Source organism: Pedobacter jeongneungensis, from assembly GCF_039538295.1.
GTDB classification, from domain to species: Bacteria; Bacteroidota; Bacteroidia; order Sphingobacteriales; family Sphingobacteriaceae; genus Pedobacter; species Pedobacter jeongneungensis.
The window spans coordinates 390,376-404,916 of the sequence record NZ_BAABBY010000005.1 but is presented as its reverse complement, the minus strand read 5'-3'; the positions used below and the strand labels follow the sequence as shown (position 1 = coordinate 404,916).

General features: G+C 37.8%; 17 protein-coding genes. 5 read left to right on the top strand and 12 right to left on the bottom strand.

The features are described from left to right. The first annotated feature begins 14 nt into the window (after positions 1 to 14). From ABD769_RS12035 to ABD769_RS12020, 4 genes are all read left to right on the top strand, one after another. Positions 15 to 581: a TerD family protein gene (locus ABD769_RS12035; protein ID WP_344851660.1), complete on the top strand. Its 567-nt coding sequence runs from the start codon at positions 15 to 17 to the stop codon at positions 579 to 581. Continuing rightward, a complete protein-coding gene (locus tag ABD769_RS12030; protein WP_344851659.1) occupies positions 581 to 1,234 on the top strand; it encodes a TerD family protein in 654 nt (217 codons plus the stop codon). Before ABD769_RS12035 ends, ABD769_RS12030 begins: the two co-directional genes overlap by 1 nt. Before the next feature lie 11 nt (positions 1,235 to 1,245). Then, the gene (locus tag ABD769_RS12025; RefSeq protein WP_344851658.1) at positions 1,246 to 1,953 is read left to right on the top strand and encodes an OmpA family protein; all 708 of its coding nucleotides are present in this window, start codon (positions 1,246 to 1,248) and stop codon (positions 1,951 to 1,953) included. A 167-nt stretch (positions 1,954 to 2,120) separates the two neighbouring features. Continuing rightward, positions 2,121 to 2,327, top strand: coding sequence for a hypothetical protein (locus ABD769_RS12020; protein WP_344851657.1), 207 nt, complete (start codon positions 2,121 to 2,123; stop codon positions 2,325 to 2,327). Between the two features lie 68 nt (positions 2,328 to 2,395). On the opposite strand, the gene ABD769_RS12015 is transcribed toward ABD769_RS12020, so the two are convergent. From ABD769_RS12015 to ABD769_RS12000, 5 genes are all read right to left on the bottom strand, one after another. Beyond that, a complete protein-coding gene (locus tag ABD769_RS12015) occupies positions 2,396 to 3,040 on the bottom strand; it encodes a DUF6266 family protein (RefSeq protein ID WP_344851656.1) in 645 nt (214 codons plus the stop codon). 395 nt (positions 3,041 to 3,435) lie between these two features. Further along, entirely contained in the window at positions 3,436 to 3,714 is a 279-nt protein-coding gene (locus tag ABD769_RS12010) for a helix-turn-helix domain-containing protein (protein WP_344851655.1), read from the bottom strand. Positions 3,715 to 4,295: 581 nt separating this feature from the next. Further along, positions 4,296 to 4,541, bottom strand: coding sequence for a hypothetical protein (locus ABD769_RS12005; protein WP_344851654.1), 246 nt, complete (start codon positions 4,539 to 4,541; stop codon positions 4,296 to 4,298). A gap of 103 nt (positions 4,542 to 4,644) precedes the next feature. Beyond that, complete coding sequence (locus ABD769_RS25010; RefSeq protein ID WP_425568858.1) at positions 4,645 to 4,908, bottom strand: HNH endonuclease; 264 nt, start codon at positions 4,906 to 4,908, stop codon at positions 4,645 to 4,647. Next, positions 4,812 to 5,603, bottom strand: coding sequence for a hypothetical protein (locus ABD769_RS12000; RefSeq protein ID WP_344851653.1), 792 nt, complete (start codon positions 5,601 to 5,603; stop codon positions 4,812 to 4,814). The genes ABD769_RS25010 and ABD769_RS12000 overlap by 97 nt, the downstream gene beginning before the upstream one ends. A 386-nt stretch (positions 5,604 to 5,989) precedes the next feature. Here ABD769_RS12000 and ABD769_RS11995 point away from each other — a divergent pair, with 386 nt between their 5' ends. After that, a complete protein-coding gene (locus ABD769_RS11995; RefSeq protein WP_344851652.1) occupies positions 5,990 to 7,012 on the top strand; it encodes an MrcB family domain-containing protein in 1,023 nt (340 codons plus the stop codon). 88 nt (positions 7,013 to 7,100) lie between these two features. Here ABD769_RS11995 and ABD769_RS11990 read toward each other — a convergent pair whose 3' ends face one another. The 7 genes from ABD769_RS11990 to ABD769_RS11960 form a co-directional block, all read right to left on the bottom strand. Beyond that, complete coding sequence (locus tag ABD769_RS11990; protein WP_344851651.1) at positions 7,101 to 9,494, bottom strand: DEAD/DEAH box helicase; 2,394 nt, start codon at positions 9,492 to 9,494, stop codon at positions 7,101 to 7,103. 76 nt (positions 9,495 to 9,570) lie between these two features. Further along, positions 9,571 to 10,362, bottom strand: a complete 792-nt coding sequence (locus ABD769_RS11985) for a Hachiman antiphage defense system protein HamA (RefSeq protein WP_344851650.1) — start codon at positions 10,360 to 10,362, stop codon at positions 9,571 to 9,573. 558 nt (positions 10,363 to 10,920) lie between these two features. Next, positions 10,921 to 11,445 (bottom strand): thermonuclease family protein, encoded by a 525-nt coding sequence (locus ABD769_RS11980; RefSeq protein ID WP_344851649.1) that lies wholly within the window; start codon positions 11,443 to 11,445, stop codon positions 10,921 to 10,923. Then, entirely contained in the window at positions 11,427 to 11,636 is a 210-nt protein-coding gene (locus tag ABD769_RS11975; protein WP_344851648.1) for a hypothetical protein, read from the bottom strand. The genes ABD769_RS11980 and ABD769_RS11975 overlap by 19 nt, the downstream gene beginning before the upstream one ends. A gap of 87 nt (positions 11,637 to 11,723) precedes the next feature. Next, positions 11,724 to 12,569 carry a hypothetical protein gene (locus ABD769_RS11970; RefSeq protein ID WP_344851647.1) on the bottom strand — a complete coding sequence of 282 codons (846 nt, stop codon included), beginning with the start codon at positions 12,567 to 12,569 and terminating at the stop codon, positions 11,724 to 11,726. Between the two features lie 12 nt (positions 12,570 to 12,581). Then, positions 12,582 to 13,910: a hypothetical protein gene (locus ABD769_RS11965; RefSeq protein ID WP_344851646.1), complete on the bottom strand. Its 1,329-nt coding sequence runs from the start codon at positions 13,908 to 13,910 to the stop codon at positions 12,582 to 12,584. Between the two features lie 35 nt (positions 13,911 to 13,945). Next, positions 13,946 to 14,395: a DUF6804 family protein gene (locus ABD769_RS11960; protein WP_344851645.1), complete on the bottom strand. Its 450-nt coding sequence runs from the start codon at positions 14,393 to 14,395 to the stop codon at positions 13,946 to 13,948. Positions 14,396 to 14,541 lie beyond the last annotated feature (146 nt).

Here is a 14,541-nt window from a genome sequence, read left to right as displayed (position 1 = left end):
TAAAACTTAACAAAATGGCTATACAAATAGAAAAAAGAAAACCCGTATCCCTGATCAGGGAAGAACCGGGCTTAAATCACCTCATTGCCGGCCTGGGCTGGGATACCGCTGTTGTAAACGGACACCCGGTAGACCTCGACCTCTCCGTGTTTATGCTGGGCGAAAACGGCAAACTCCTTGCCGATGAATACTTTGTTTTTTATAACAATAACACGAGCCCTGATGGTTCTACCCATTATCCGGGTGATAGCAGGGGCGGCGAAGGCGATGGAGATGATGAAGTAATCCATATCGATTTATCCAAAATAGACCCGAAAGTAGAGTTCCTTTATTTCGCAGTAACCATTGATCAAAGCGAAGAAAGAGGCCACCATTTTGGCCATGTTCAAAACTCCTATATCAATATCAGGAACCATGCCGATAAATCGGTTTTATGCCAGTACCAGCTTAAAGAGGAGTTTACAAACGAAGATTCGCTGATGATTGCTTCCATTGCCAGAAACGGGGGCACATGGAATGTAGAGGCGCTAGGCCAGGCCTTTTCGGGCGGTTTAAATACACTAATAGAATTATATCAATAATGAGCAGTTTTAATTTAAATAAGGGAGACAGGTTCTCTCTATCCAAGGCAGCACCCGGACTCACCATAGTAAAAATAGGCATGGGCTGGGATCCTAACGAAGAACCGGGTGGTCCGGAGTTCGACCTCGATGTTTCGGCATTTTCAATTGGTGGCGATTTCAAAATCCCTTCTGATTCGTACTTTACCTTTTACGGGCAAATCCGCATGGGTAATAAAATTGAGGATAAGGTAGAAAAAGGCCTTTTCAGACCGTTTACCGAAGACGGCGCCATTATCGGTGCCATTGATGATCCTGACGGGAGCAGAAGTGATGGCGACGATGATGAAGATATGTTTATCGATTTATCAAAAGTTAGCCCTAAGGTTGAGCAGATTATCATTTGCTGTACGATTTGCAAATACCCTAACGACAATAAAAAAGACAGAAGAACATTAGACCTGAATTTTGGAAAAGTGAACGATTGCTACATCAGGATTGTAGATGAAAGCACCGGCTCGGAGATCCTGCGTTACGACCTGAAAGACCAATATACCAATGAAGATGCCGTAGAATTCGGGCGTTTGTTCCGTGCCGGCGAAAGCTGGGAGTTTGAAGCGATGGGCAGGGCACATACCGGCAGTTTGCAAACTTTAGTGGAGATGTACACCTAAAAAATAAAATTATGGCATTCGATTTAAATAAAAACGATGGTTCTAAAAAAGAGCGATCTAAATTTGATCTTTCAAAAGGAGAGATCGAAAAACCCGCTGGCCGATCGCGGGGCTGGTTAATTGGCTTATTTGGACTTTTAATTATTGGTGGCGGCATCTGGTATTATTCATCCGGTCAGCCATCAGATAACATTGCCAGAGAAGCCGTTCAAGATACTGTTTCGGCACCGGATAACGCAGCTGCCTCTGTTGCCCCCATAAAAGCAAATATTAACAGTACAGATCCAACGGCACCGGTAAACACTTCCGAAATCAAGGAGAAATCAGGCGGAAAAACAAGTGCAGAGGCTGCTTCGCCTGAACTAAAAACGGCAGCACTTAAAGCATTAAACCATACGGTACCGGTAACATTTGTTCAGGGAACATCATCTTTTGCAAGCATTAACAAGCCTTTAATTAAACGTATTTTAGCACATTTATCTAAAAACCCTGCAGCTTCTATCCATATTGATGGTTATGCCAGCAGTGATGGCCCGATAGCGGTAAACGAGCAGATATCGCAGGCAAGGGCCGATGCATTTAAGAACCATTTAACAGCATTAAATATCGAAGCAAGCCGGATAAGCGCGACAGGAAAAGGCATTGAAAATCCGGTTGCCTCAAATAATACGGCTGGTGGAAGAAAAAAGAACAGGCGTGTTGAGGTTACATTGCTGTAAGTTAAGGTTAATGTTGCATAATTACGTCAGACTGAATAGGTGCGAGGCGAAGCAATCTATTCATTATTAAAAAAGATTGCTTCACTCCTGCACAAAGCCCCTTCTTCAGTTCGCAATGACGAAACTAAGAGATCACTGCCGTTAAATTAACCATTTAAAAAAATCTTGTGGCAAAAAGAAGAACAAAGAAAACAAAACAAAGGGGTTTTAAAGAAATCTTAATCCTGTTGGGGATGCTTTTTAGCTGCATCCTCTTTATCATCAGAATCATTTTCGGGCGCATTGGCTGGTTAGAAGTTTTTGCCCCTGTAATCATCATATTTCTGATCCTTTTTCTCCTCTCGGTATTAAAAACCGCAGTGAGGAAAGTGTAGCTCAAAAAACAAAATTTAAAAACCCTGCCCTAACCTTTACAGGTATTAATGAGGGCAGGGCTTAATGTTTAAGCTTTCGGCATGGTAAAGCTGCCCAGGTACTGGCTGTTAGATACCACATTGTTTTCGCGCTTAACGGCGAAAGCCCAGCCATAAAACACATCGCCGGCAAAAGTATTGCCCACGGCTATGGTGTAGGTTAAAGCGGCCCTTGTTGCTTCTTCGTACACGAAGTACATTTTTTTGGTATCGTTAAATAATACCACCATCAACATATCATCGTCGAAAGCATTATAACGGTTCGGGATTCCCTGCCAGGTGAGCACAATATCGGTACCCTGTAAAACAGCATTTAAACCGTGGAACACAGAAAGCGAACCTTTGCTGAGTACAATCTGCGAAAAATCGATTACAAAATCCGGGTAATCTCCTCCAACCGCATTGTTTAAAAAAATCTTCACCGCAGCGTTGTAACCGGTGATTTTATTGAGCTGCTTATCTTTGAAACCAATATTTAAGATGTCTTTAATCGGACTGAGGTAAAGTGGAGCGAGTGCAAATTTACTCCGTTGTGCCAGCTGCAGGTCGGAACTTTGCCTGTTATTCTTTTTGGGCAGGCTTTTGAGGTAATTTACCCCGCGCCAGTTGCTGCCAACAATACTGCCTATTTTACCTGAGAATGCGCCATTGGCGCCTTTTGAATACGTTGCCATAATGTTGTTTTTTAAGTGAAAAGATGTGTGCTTCAGGATTTCCCCATTTATCAGTGGCTTAAATCCATACCCAAACTTAACTATAGGCTTTCAGGATACATTATTCCGGACTTTAATGGGCTATATTGGACCCGTTACAGGCATCATTGAGCCAAAATGAACCTTTAAAAAAGCAACTCACAATACAGAATAGAGATGCAGCAGAAATTAACCAGGGGACAGCTGGCCCGGAATGCGGCCAAACCTCCTGCATAAAAATACCCCGGCTTCGCCTTTTTGGTAAATAAAGGGTAAAGCCGGGGTAAACAAAAGGTATAGAAAAGGTAAAGGATAAGTAAGCAAAGGGTACATGTGGGGTTAACCTGGTACCTGCAAAAGGTAAAGCGCGCAGGTGGTTAAATCCGCCCCTTTCTTTGACTTTCTAAATAAGCACTCAATAAATCTTTCAGGTAAAAGCGGTCGCCACCCGGTAGTTTTATGGGTTTTAAAGTCCCGTCTTTTACCTTGCGTTTGTAAGTACTCTCGCTTATTTTAAGGTAATCTTTTACCTGCTGCCGCGTAAGTTGCTCGTTTGGGCTGCCAAAAAGATCGATAAAAGTAAAAGGCCGGTTTTCTTTATTCAGTACGAGATAAATATTGTACAAAATCTGTACAAGCGCTTCATAGTCTTTCATGTGTATAGCGTTTAAAAACATGAAAACATTCTCCCAAAACTGTCAGGGATATTCAGGTTCTAAAAATGTTTCAGTCGTTCCTGTGCTGAGTGTTAAGCCAATTGCCTTGAGCCGCTAAAATCTTCTTAAAATGGTTATTTACCATTGGATTTAAACCTGCAAACTAAGATCAACCGGCATTTAACCGTCAGCTAATTCGGGTTAATTATCATTATGTGTTGTGTGTGTGTGTAAATTGCGGTAGGTTCAGAGCTTATGGGTAACCGCGGCTCAGCCCGATCAGGCCAATACAATACCTGATGCATGGTACCTTTTGCGGGCGCCTGCAGCGTGCATAAATGCGGAGAGCATGCACAAACCGGGATGATCTAATTGTTAGGGATGGGATAAAAACCTGAATTCGTTTTTCCATCAACTGTAAATTTAATCAGTAATTAAACAGCAAAATAAACGACGCTGTATGTGATGTATAACGAAAGGAAGTTTCGGAAAGTATGTTAGGGTAAAGGTTATAAAAGATTTATTCGAGGCGGCTAGTATAATAAACAATTTTAGGGAAAGCTAGACTTTCCCTAAAAAGATTACAGTTTCGACATCACACATTCAACAAATTGCTTTCTTGGCCTGGGTGCAGATACTGTTTTGCAACATGCAGCTATTGCATTCCTGATTTCTTGTTCTGGATTGCTTTTGTGCTTTTTGATTTTGGCTACCAAATAATCTACTTCCCATTTCTCTTCGCATGAAAAGAATTTAGCATCCCTTTTGTCTCTAATTTTTCGATTGTCGTACTCGTTCCAATCTTCGTTTAAAATTCTTTGTGGCATAATTAATTTTTTTATGGTTTAACATTATAGCTTACGCTATCTCAAAATGCCATTATAAAATCGGTTTAACTTACGGGAAACCAGAACGCATTGTGTGTTTTATTTAATCCTTAAATATATTTTGCCGATGCCATTCTATTGCGGCAATTTCAGGGTATTGGGTTGATTTATTTGGTAACAAAATTCTCCGTCCATTTAATCTATTTAAAGCATAAGGATGGTTGGTGTTTTCGATCAGGTGTTTAGAAACTAAAATGGTGTAATCATTAGTTATGCTAACCAGACCACGATCGAATGCTCGATGCAGATTTGGACAAAGTGCAATACCATTAGTAACCTTATCATCGTGCGTTTGGCTAAATGGCACAATATGGCAGGCATCAATAAAGTTATGCCAAAAGTGCTGTTCAATTGCATGCCGGTAAAACTGCATTTATTCCCATAAATTTTCGGTACCAATTTCTTAAATAATCCATTCCTTACAAAAACATCTTCTTCGGTATTGATGACCATGCGTTTGTATCTGACTTCAGGCTCATTTAACACAAAATCTTCCTGATCATGCAGGTAGCCTTCACCATGATTTTTAGCTGCAATAAAACCGACTTTACTTTCAGCAAAATATGCATCAAGCAACAATGCCGTTGCTATTGCCCTATTATTAGGGTCACTAAATCGTATAAACAGCTCGGATTCAAAATAACCAAAGGCACAGGTTTCACTTAAGCGGGTTACCGATTTAATATGCGCATTAATTTGCATACCTAAATTGGGCTGTAAAATCCAAAAGGGCTTACCTTCCACTTTTTCGCTCTGCAAATAATAAAAAGGCTGTGTAAAATCGGCCTGATGTAAAGTAGGCACGAGCAACAACCAGTTTTCTTTAAAAGTGGCGACAAGATCTGCATTTACTTCGAACTGATTATTGGTGACAACACCTTTTTCAATAAGCTCAATCAAGCTTAGCAATAGCACAGGTTTATGTGGCGCTAGACCGTATGGTGTTACACCACGTTTGAGGCGGGTAAAGGCTTTAAGGTATTTTTGGAGACGATTATTCAAATTAATTGTAAAATAGAGATGTATCGATTAGGCTTGCGCTAATTTAGTACTATCTTTCCAAATGTAAGCTAGTTCAGATTTCGTTCCAAACTTTACATCATGTTTTCGCCTTCTCGCCTTGGGGGCTTAGTAAAGATTGCCGATAGCGTATGTTGCTTTAAATTTAACTTAGTTAATTATAAAAAGCACAACCAGCCTTATTGGACTAAAATTTACAGCCACGGGAAACCATATTGCTATTTGCAAAAAGATACTTACCTTAGGATTGAAAACCATAGTAAGGCACCATCGCCTAATTACCATAATCCCACAATTATAGAAACATAAGTTTAAGCCTTTAGCTTTTCAGAATAATAATTTAAATCATCCCTCATCCCTATTTTATCATGCGTTCATTTTTCATTAATGTTCTAGAACATTATATCCCTGCGTCCCAAGGAAATTTTACAGACCATCCAATAGCTGATTTGTTGCGCAATAGCTTTCCAAAATCAATAAAAGATATTATTGAAGAGTCAGACAAATATATTTTCAAGGGTTCTGCTGGCCAAAGCCGTTGGGCTGCATGCCCATGGGTTGCCATACTCGACGTACTTGTAACCACAAGTACTCAAGATGGCTACTATCCAGTTTATATATTTAGAGAAGACATGACTGGCTTTTACTTAACACTAAACCAAGGCGTTACCAGCGTTGGACAAGAGATTAAAAAAGGCTACAGGAGTATTTTGAAAAAGCGTGCGAATTCTTTAAGAATGCAAATAAATTATGACGCTCAATTATTTTCCTCAGAAAATATTAATTTAAGAAAGGGAAAAAACACCAAAAGCCATTTGCCAAGAGACTACGAGGCTGGAAATATCATTTCTAAATTTTATAGCTTAGCTAACGTACCTCCAAAAGATGAATTGGTTAGTGACTTAAAACTCATGCTATCAATATACTCCGAGCTCGTAGCCGCTAAAAATTTAACCTCTGTCGCCCAAGAAGAAAAAGATGAAGTACAAGAAATTAATAATTCTGAGAGAACCCCAACACAAAAGCAAAGACTAATCGACGCCAGATTGGGCCAAGGCAAATTTAGGAGAGATGTTGTTAGTATTGAAAAAAATTGTAGAATCACAGGGACTTCTGATATAGCTTTCTTGATTGCTAGTCATATTAAACCCTGGAGCAAATCAAACGATACAGAAAAACTTGATGGAAATAACGGCCTACTTTTAAGCCCACATGTTGACAAACTTTTTGACAAAGGTTTTATAAGCTTTAGTGATAACGGTGAAGTTCTAATCAAAGATGAGGCAAAAGATATTTTTAAAAGCTGGAATCTTCAAGAGACTAATGTCGGAAGTTTTAATAAAAAGCAGCAGGAATATTTGGCCTACCATAGAAATCAATATCAATTTTAAATGACTAAATTTCTCACTATAATCCATATATGCCAATGCTTATCAATTTGGGGGAATAATCTCACAAACACCTTTTCAAGCTCCCGTATTACGTTAAGGAACGCATATGATACCGCACTTCAAATATTAAAAGTTTGTTTTCACCATTTGCATCCATGACCTCGGGAATCAATCCATTGATTTCAATAATGTCTGTGTCAGTATTGATGTTTATAAAAGGAGCATAATCTGCAGAGGTTATACATTTAGCAAGGTCAATTGAAAAGCCATTCTTAAGTAAGCTAATCACCCTCTTGTCTGATGTTCCATATTTAATTTTTTCATAATAATCAGCCTCAACTAAGCCAATTTCGAAAAGGATTTCGATATATTTCAATAAGTTAAATTCGACAAAGTCCTGCTCTTCCTTAATTTTAAGAATTGCCAAATTCACTCGCTCCGCTCCACTTTTTTGAGACAAATCGATATAATTTTCAACAAAGTCTTCCTGATTCCTTTTGATTTCTCCCCAAGCAGAACCGAAATAAACAACCTTATCTTCAAGGCTATTCCAATACCCAACAAACTTCGTAATCATTTCTTTGTAAGAACTTCCCTGAGTACGCCAATTCAGAATCATTGAATAGAATCTTCTTGCAGGAAAATTTTCAAGTCTTTTCAGGGCTATACTCGTAACATCAATTTGATAAATGAATATTGCATATATCGCGTTAACGAGAGATTCAGTATCGATTATCTTATTATTACTACCAAACTCTTCTATGTTATTTAGCAACCTTGCTTCATTTTCTGCAATGTTGAAATCGTATACATTGTTACGAAAGCAGAGTTGTGCTATTTGCGAATCAACATATACCATTCCTGGTAATTCTACTGTATCAGGTTCGATATTTTCAAGATATTCGAGGGTTTTTCGAAGTTCGTCACGCTGAACTTGAGTTTGTAGGGATGTCTCTTCTTTCAAAAGAATATTCTCAACCTCATCTTCCAGATCTATGTCGGACTTAGCATGTGTCATTAGAAATGAAGCATGATTAGCACTAATTGCTTCATATTGACTTTTAATTAGATAGATTTCAGGCTCCAACATACTCAATCTACCTGTCTGTTTATCAAACACTTCGCTAAAGCGACATATCCTTCCGATTAAATTCTTAAACTGGGATTTGGTGAATATTCTTCTTCCAATTTTATTTGTAAGCAAGAAAATTTTTTCAGCAGGAATATTAACGCCCTCTAAGAGTGTGGAACTAGTTATGATGTAACGAAGATCTTTATTATCAGAAAAGATACTTTCCACATACAGCCGAATTAGTTCTGGCATTCCTCCATGATGATACACCACACCGCATTCAATACATTTGAGCAGGTTGTAGTCGGGATGCAAGAAATCACCAATGGTTGTCGTGGCTTCCTGAATCTTAGCAACGGAAATTTCAGTGTTTATAATGCCGGAAAGTCGTAGCGCAAAATTTACTATATCTCTTGGACGGTTTAGATATACAATATTTTTACCCGCAGACTTATCAAGAATCAGTTGGGTATCACTTTGATATCTCTGCGAAGGTAATTCAGTAAATTGGTTTAGAAATTGATCATAAAAGAACAATTGATTTCCTGATAAGGTATTACATGTAAAATATCGCTCAACTTTGATAAATTCTTCCGACCTTCCAGTAAGAAGTTTATAGCTACTTCTTGGGTTTTCAAGATTCAAGGCACTTGATATAAAGGGAGAGAAGAAATTAAATTTGCAAGATGTATTTCTCTTTCGAAGTATCATCATTACTTGAACAAGGAGAACGGCACGCTCTTCTTTTTTCAGCATATTATGAGCCTCGTCAACTAAAGCTACATCAATCCGTAACTTTGGATTTTTTTGCAACAAGCGTAGCAAACGTTCCTGAGTAAGCACAGCCACAAAGGATTGCTCGTCGCCCCTGTACATTTCGGGATGCGTAATTATCCTACCTACGTCAGAACCCCTTACACCATTTAAGATTCTCTTTTTTGTTTGCGCTAATAGAGCTTTGCTAGGCACGATTACACATATTTTCTGATTTAGATACTGATATACTTTATTGACTATGATTTCTGATTTTCCATATGAAGTTGGAGCAATGAGAACAAAGTCTCCCTGAGTAGCCTGTGAAAATTCTATCAGTTTCTTTTGACCATATGAAAGGTAAATTCCATTTTGAGAGAAATTATCTTGATATGACGAAAAATAGGTTTTGAAAAAGCTCTCGGTTTCTGCTATACTAAAATGATGCTCCTCAATAAACTTTGAAACAGGAATAAATCCCTTATTGATGGCCACATCATATAATGGCCTGTACTCATCATTTAAATTCGAATAACGCACGATAATTCTATATCCAAGTCTTTGGATACTATCATCACCATAATTAAGAAAGATTACACCTAACTTCAACAAATGAATAAGTTCTTCATCGGTCAACGAACCTCTACTTTCAATCATTAGACTGATATAGGTCTTTTGAAATTTACTTGTAGTTATCCTATTTCGTAGTTTACGAATGGTTATTTGAGGTGTCTCAATCATGGTTTGCCAGTTCTAATTCAAGGAAAGTTGCAATTGCCTCAAATGTTTTTTTCTGAATGCTAAAAACTATGGAATCGAGATAACAATCCTCTGATGCAACCTTATTCTTAAATCCAACTACTTTTTCCAATAGAATGGGATCGCTGGGGCAATGGTATAAAACTGAAATCAGTATCACATTTTTCTTGTCGCTTGACTGGTGAACAGGAGAATCATTGTCAAGAAGTTTACTGAGTTCAACAACTTTATCCCTTGAATTAATGCATAGCTTCACATCGATTAGCGCACTTTCCCATAATGAACTTCGCTCAGACTCGAACATTTGACTTATCCCCTTATGCGCACGATCAAGTAATACTTCATTATATTCATTTGAATTATGCGATCTGCTTTCACTTCTTCCTGATTTGACCTCACTATACCATAACACATCTTCCTTATAGTAGATGATGTCAAAACCCTTCTTAATGCTACGTTCTTCCTTATTCTTCAATACAGAAAGTGAATGAAACTGAGGAAATTCCTCTGGTATGAGTATATGTGCCAATAACTCCCCAATCATTCCTTTCTGAGTTTCCTCACTCTTTGAACGATATCTGTCTAAAAAGGATTCTAATGTACGTCGGTATGAGTATATTTCAGGTAAATCTTCAATATTTGCAAAACCGCTCCAAACACTCCCTAACTGCTCACGTATTTTTTGCTTTAATTCATCGCTTAAAACATCAATCCGACAATAAAATGAATTATTTTCTTTAACGAATGATAATCCTGAAAGCGCCATATTTTCTAATTTTTTTTCTGTTTGGTACCGTTACCGCTGAATATTCCTTAAATAATCATTTGATTAGTAATCCTACAACAAATATTATCAAACCCTTATATTGCTACTGAGATAGGAATTTTAATTCTTACCAACAGAAAATCTTCGTAGGATTTAGTAATTATTACAACTTTTCTTATCTTTTAACTTATAGCTAACATCATCAGCTTAAGCATGTCAATCGCACATAGTTTGTTCAAATCTCTTAAAGTAGTAGTTTTTTCAGATTAGAACAATACCTATAAATAAGTATTTACAATAGTTATTGTAAGCCTAAAGATATTTAAATAATGAGAGTGCAACTTACGGGAAACCATAAACTCATCAGTATAAAATGTATGTGTTATTAATGGAAATAACTTGTTACCAAAAGATACGCTGTTTGTAATAATATTGAAATATCAAGCTCAAATTCTTCAAGTACTTTTTTAACAATTATATCTATCAGACTATTTTTTGATAGTAATAATTAATTTTCATATTTATTCCAAATTTCAGCCATGTCGTCTGTTGATATAACTACTTTGCTAAAACATGCTTCATCTTCCGCCATTCCCATGGTGCTACTGCTATGCTATCCTGCCATAAACCTACCTTATTTTTCCTTGCGTTTATCTCCAGTTGCGCATAAAGCGGATCGCTGGAGTATTTTTTAAAATGCCAGGCCATACCCAGTTTAACCATTTCCTGATTAACTACCTGTTTTTTGTCGTTAATTACTACGGCAATTAGTCTTTTATAGCGGTCGTATTTTTGGCCCTGCACTGTTACCATTTGTCCGAAGCATAAATCAGATAATGCCTGTTTCGCTTTGGTTCCAAAAGGCTGGTGACCACGTTTCTCGGGGCAATCGATATGTGCCAAACGGATTTTAAGAGGCTCGTCCTGATATAATACTTCCATGGTATCGCCATCTAAAATGCGGATCACTTTGGCCGTAAAAACCAGATTGCTATAGTTGATGCCTTTATTTTCAGCTGGCTGGATAAAGCATGACTGAAGCGTGAGCAACAGCAGCAGCAGGCTTACTTTTCCCAGCCGCATAATGTTTTTCCGTCTTTTTTGGCTTTTTCGATATCAACCTTTACAATTTTATAAGTGCAATTGCTTAAACCACGACAATCGGAAGTGTTGTGGTATTTTTTGGCGCCAGGGCTGTTGCAGATGTAAACTGTTGTGCTTTCTTTGCAGGTAATGTTGGTGAAGAAAATAAGGAGTAAAGAGAGTGTTTTCATGATTTGAGGGATGGTTTTAGAAAATTATAAGATTTAGTTCTATGCTTATAATCAGCTTATTAAATATAAAAAATAGTTAGAATTCAATTATTGTTTAATAAAACTTTCAATTATAGGGTCTAAACTGGAAGGCAAGTCGGTTATTCGAAGTTCAAATTTTTTCACCTTCATGGCTTTAAACCAATCTGCCCAATATTGTTTAATTACATCTTCTTCATAAGGATTTTTAACGGAAGGATTGATGCCTAATACCATAATTTCGAGTTCTTTTAAGTTATAGGGGAAGGCAATAAAACCAAGGTTGTTTTTCTTCATAATGCTTTGGTAATCTGCAGTTGTGAGCTTTTTTATACTTAGAAATTGTGGAGTAATATAAGAGCTTTTACCTCCTACGTTTATTTTACTATCTTTATGATACATGTAACCATCAGTCAGTATCACTAAAATGTTCCGATGATCTGGTTTAATGCAATATTCGCGAACGTTGTTTTTAAAGAACCTCCAGATATCAGAGCCTACATAATTACCATCTTTAATGGCACGCTGGTAAATTTTAGCAGGATTATCAGTATAAAATTTATCTATATCCACAAAGTCCTTTTTACTGGTTTTAGGGTTAAAATCGACTTTTAACTGTTGACTTAGCTGATTTATATTGGGGATATTGGGCAGGGGATTAAAGAAAACCTGCATCTGGTCTTTCAACAGGAGCATCTTTTTTCCCTTTACATGGTTAGTAAATGCTTTTTGTACTGATTTTATATATTGAAGGTCGCGCTGATAAATTCCGGGATTCTTTTTAGGATCGATCCGGTCAGATAAATCCAGTAAAAAGCTGATGTTAAGGTTCTGTTTTGGCTGGGCTTTACCCTCTTTCGTAAAAGCAGCTGTAATTAAGAGCGGCAGTAATATGTTTAGTAATGTGTGCTTCATGATGCCAGGCGGTTATAAATTAGTGACGTAAACAGCATTTTGCGAATCTTCGCTGGCCCCTACGCTTTTAAGGTTTTCGTTGTAACAGTCAATACATTCTGTTTGAAGCACAATTTTTTCATGCATCGAAATATGCAGCTTTTCACTAACAAACGTAATCCAGCCTTTCATGTACTCCGAAGCATAAAGCACATACTCTTTAGTGGGGATAATTACGGCATCGATAATGCCCTGAAGGGTTTTAACCCGTTCCTGGGCTGCAATCGAATCTGTTTTGAATTTATTAAGCTCTTCTATCAATTTCGCTTTTTGGGTTTCGATGTCGGCTATCCTGTCCTGATGAATCTGGATATCCTTTTTCCTCCTCAGCTGTTCGTGCTTGATTTTATCTTTCTCGCGGTGTTCTTTCATGATAAAATCGAATACTACTCCCCAGATAAGGTACACCACAAAACCGGCAAAGATGATTCCCCAGAACTGGATTTTGCCAAAGGCAATGGGGATATTAAATTCAGGTGTATCTAGTGTTTTGGTTAGCTCGTAAATCTTTTCTTCGATCTGGTAAGCCAGAATAGCATCAAAAATAAAGGTAGTAAGTAAGAGCAGACCGATTTTTATATAATTCCCAGTGCTCTTAACCTCTCCGAACATGTGGATTAAATAACCTAGTCCTAAAAACACAAAAGGAATAAAGGTCACAAATGCGCCTTCAAGCGAACCATCATGCCAGGCTTTTTCAAAAGCTTTCGAATCCAGCACATTCATAATGATGGTACTATTGGCATCAAAGGGTTTAAAAAAGGCAGAGTAAGAAGTGGAGATATAAAAAGTGAACAGATACAAACTTAAAGGCATCAGGATGATTAAACCGATCCAGAACTTGCCCGAAGCACCTTTTGAAGCACTGATATGGTATTTTTCAGGATTCCGGGGCAGGTCGTTAATCTCGAACTTTAGCTCTTCAATATTATCTTTTACGACCCTGATATCGGTTTCTACCTTCGCAATCTGCTGTTCTTTACTTTCTTTACTGATTACCAGTGTTTTGATTTCGGTCTCCTTGCTTTTCTGCTCAGTGATATAGGGCTCTTTTGCCAGTTGCTGTTTCTCTATCAGCTCTTTTTCTTCATTCTGAAACCTGGCGTAAATGGCGTTTAAGCAAATGGAAAGCGCCAGTGGACTACCACTGTTCCGCGATCCATCTCTGAAACCGGCTTCGTGGTAAGTTCTTTTCCTTACCTCCTCCCCTTCTTCGCTAACAGGTTGTTTGATCTCCACATTTTCATCCTGAGGCGCATCAGCTGTTTTTGGATTAAAAAATTCTTCTATTTGGGCAATCATAACATTAAGTTTTAGTTTGATTTATGATGTGATTATTATTTTTCTCGTTTCGTTGCAATAATCCGGTCTCTGTAGTATGTTTTTTGAGCAGGTAAAACTTCCGCGGCCTTTTCTTCCTGTGATGCGGGTTCACTTTTTTTATAAAATGCAATGATTAAAAAGAGTATTCCGGTGATAATATCAAGCGGGATCCAGATACTTTTCTTATACAGGTAAATGGGGGAAACCGGGTTAAAGAGAATCAGCACCAACGCAAAAACACCTGCCAGGTAATAGTTCTTTTGCCTGATCCAACTGTAAATAAATATTAATGCTCCTAATGAAATGATGGTGCGGAGGAAAGTGTAATAAACTATCGGCAATCTTAAAATGGCAACAAAACAGGCTATTGCACAGATGGCACCTACATACCTTTGCACAATTACACTGCTATTGTGGTGATCTTTTTTTACAGCTGATGGTTTAACAGGATCCGTTGTGATCATTTTATTGTTGTTTAATGATTCAAAAATACCCTGATAAAGAAGGCTTTCCTTACGGGAAACCGTAAACGCGAAAAACTATTCTTATGATGCTGAAAATGTAAACACGCTACAAATCAAAGAATTAGATAAAAAATAAATCATAGCGA